Raw genomic sequence first — 3,000 nt, forward strand, 5'->3', positions numbered from 1 at the left:
GAAAAGTACTTAATATAGAAACACCTACAACGACAGGTCTGATTAATTGTGCATCTGCCGCATTCAAAATTAACTTTAGAGAAAACGGACGTACTGGCGAAAAATTGGGGATAGAAAATATAAAATCAGTTCTTGCAGAATAATTATTTTGTATTTAATTAGGAAGGTAAAAATATGAAAACTCTTTATCAATATCATAAGTTCTCTGAGAAAAAAGTAAATATTTTCTTTAATAATTGAAGATAAATCAAGATATGAAACCAACTTTAATAAACTGATAATTATCTCAGAAGAAATTATACAGTATCAAATAATCAATAAAACTTTCAAATCATTATAAATAGCAGTTCAAGACCACATCAACAAACAAAAAAAGAGATGATTTTCAGTCATCTCAACAATCTTCTTCATAAAACTATCTATCATTCTTAACATTAACTCACATCCTCATAATCCCATATTCACTCTTATGATGATTATTTGCATGATTTTAACCTTAAATACATCATGAGCACTGTGACATTTATCACAAACCTTTCTATTTTCCTGACAATTCAGTTCTCTCTTGTATTGTCACATGAACTGTATCGCCTGGTTGCTTCCCTATTAATGCTCTTATATCTTTTCTTAAACCAAGAATATGATAAGGGGTTTTCATTCTCACCAAACTGCCATTGTACTCAACACCATCAAATGTTGCTTTGACTTTGACACGTCCTTTTTGAAATTCTTCACGAACATCATATGGAAAGATAATATATGCCCCATCAATATCTGGAACTTTTTGTATCTCAGCATCAAATTCATATAATTTTTCATTCATATTTTATCACCTTATTCATTATAACATCTTCTCTTAAGAATATACAATTTATACACGAATAATATTTATTATTTTGACAAATTCTTATTATTTTCTTTAACTTCACCCTATTTTCTATATAATGAAATCTAGGAGTGAAAGAGAATGAAAAAGGCGTTTAGTAATGAATTATATGTAGAATTACAATCAAAACATATCCAAGAAAGAATTGATCAGTTTGATAATAAACTTTACTTGGAATTTGGTGGAAAACTTTTTGATGATAATCATGCATCACGAGTTCTCCCTGGATTTGAACCAGATAGTAAATTAAAAATGTTATTGACTTTCAAAGACAAAGTGGAAGTCATTATTGCTGTTTGTGCAAAAGATTTAGAAAGACATAAAGTAAGAAGTGATTTAGGTATATCTTATGATGATGAAGTTTTAAGATTAATTGATGAATATCATCGTGTTGGTCTTTATGTTGGAAGCGTAGCAATTACACAATATCGCCATCAAAACGCTGCTGATACATTTAAAGCCAAATTAGAAAATAGAGGTGTAAAGGTCTTTATTCACTATCCTATTGACGGATATCCTCATGATGTCAATCATATTATCTCTCAAGATGGATTTGGTAAAAACGATTACATAGAAACTTCAAAACCATTAGTTGTTGTCACTGCACCAGGTCCTGGATCAGGAAAGATGGCAACTTGCTTATCTCAATTGTATCATGAACACTTACATGGTGTGAATGCAGGTTATGCAAAGTTTGAATCATTCCCAATTTGGAATCTTCCTTTAAAACATCCTGTAAATTTAGCCTATGAAGCTGCCACAATTGACTTAAACGATGTCAATATGATTGATCCTTTCCACCTTGAAAAATATAATGAAACAACAGTCAATTATAATCGTGATATTGAAATATTCCCAGTCTTAAATGCAATGTTTAATAAAATCTTTGGTGAATCTCCATATGCTTCACCAACTGATATGGGTGTAAATATGGCTGGTTATGCAATTATTGATAATGAAGCAGCTAAAGATGCAAGCTGTCGCGAAATTGTTAGACGCTATTATCATGCTGAAGTTGATTATTTAATGGGAAAAATCAATACCAAATCACTTGAAAAAATGCAAATGTTATTATCACAGGCAAATGTCGATGCTAAAAATAGAAAATGTGCAATCTTTGCAAAAGAAATTGCAGAAGCAAGACAAGTTCCTGCATGTGCAATCGAATTGAATGATGGTCATTTGATTTCTGGAAAAACCTCTTCTTTGTTAAGAGCGTCAAGTGCAGCATTATTAAATGCTTTAAAATATTTAGCTGGTATTGATCAAGAAATAGAATTAATATCACCAGATATGTTACACTCTATTTTATCATTAAAAAATAATTATTTAAATATTGCTAATCCTTTATTAGACATTGATGAAGTTCTCTTGACATTAACAATAGCATCTTCATCACAACCAAATGCAAAACAATGTCTAGAAGTCTTACCATTATTAAAAGACTGTGAAATTCATTCAACAGTTATCTTAAGTAAGAAAGATACTGAGACATTAAGAAACTTACAAATGAATTTAACTTGTGATCCTAAGTCCGCTGGAGCTTAGGATTTTTTAGTAAAAAAAGAGAATCCTTTAGATTCTCTAATTATTGATTTGTGACATCTGTTGATATTCATCAGCCACACTTAAATAAAGTTGATAAAATTTATAATGAACATTATGCTCAGTTAACATGGCTTTATATGGAATTTTAGGTATCCCCTGCATCCTAAATAACTGTAATATAATATCTAACTGTTTATCACTCATTCCTGCAAAAAAAACAAACTCTTGTTGAAAATCACCAGAAATATTCTGTACTTCAGATTTTTCAAATCCATCAATATTTAAAATATGCCCCATTGTTTCATGTAATTGAGATTCATCAAGATATTGTATTTGAATATGTAATTGTTCAGCTATATTCTTTATATCTTTTTGAACATCATCAGCAACATGATATAGTAATAAAGTTTCTTTCATATAATTCCCTTTCCTACTGATCCAAATCACCAGTTTCTGTTTGAATCTTTTCTCCTGCCATTAACTGATCAATATAATTTGTTGTTTGTTGAATTGACAAATCAGATGGAACGACAACTGAAGCACTCACTCCACCTAAAGAATAGCAA

3 protein-coding genes are annotated in these 3,000 nt (G+C 30.1%); 1 reads left to right on the forward strand and 2 read right to left on the reverse strand.

The annotated features are described in order from the left end of the window. Positions 1-538: 538 nt before the first annotated feature. A complete protein-coding gene (locus tag ACLR9T_RS13625; RefSeq protein ID WP_008788004.1) occupies positions 539-823 on the reverse strand; it encodes a DUF1905 domain-containing protein in 285 nt (94 codons plus the stop codon). A 144-nt stretch (positions 824-967) separates the two neighbouring features. On the opposite strand from ACLR9T_RS13625, the gene ACLR9T_RS13630 reads away from it, so the two are divergent. Beyond that, positions 968-2,434 carry a DUF1846 domain-containing protein gene (locus tag ACLR9T_RS13630; RefSeq protein WP_413110043.1) on the forward strand — a complete coding sequence of 489 codons (1,467 nt, stop codon included), beginning with the start codon at positions 968-970 and terminating at the stop codon, positions 2,432-2,434. 36 nt (positions 2,435-2,470) lie between these two features. Here ACLR9T_RS13630 and ACLR9T_RS13635 read toward each other — a convergent pair whose 3' ends face one another. After that, the gene (locus tag ACLR9T_RS13635; protein WP_008788002.1) at positions 2,471-2,851 is read right to left on the reverse strand and encodes a DUF3783 domain-containing protein; all 381 of its coding nucleotides are present in this window, start codon (positions 2,849-2,851) and stop codon (positions 2,471-2,473) included. Positions 2,852-3,000: the final 149 nt, after the last annotated feature.

Source organism: Thomasclavelia sp. (assembly GCF_047249845.1).
Classification (GTDB): domain Bacteria; phylum Bacillota_I; class Bacilli_A; order Erysipelotrichales; family Coprobacillaceae; genus Thomasclavelia.

Excerpts from the sequence above, each read along its gene's own strand:
- ACLR9T_RS13625 (WP_008788004.1), bottom strand. The coding sequence starts at position 823 with ATGAATGAAAAATTATATGAATTTGATGCTGAGATACAAAAAGTTCCA.
- ACLR9T_RS13630 (WP_413110043.1), top strand. The coding sequence starts at position 968 with ATGAAAAAGGCGTTTAGTAATGAATTATATGTAGAATTACAATCAAAA.
- ACLR9T_RS13635 (WP_008788002.1), bottom strand. The coding sequence starts at position 2,851 with ATGAAAGAAACTTTATTACTATATCATGTTGCTGATGATGTTCAAAAA.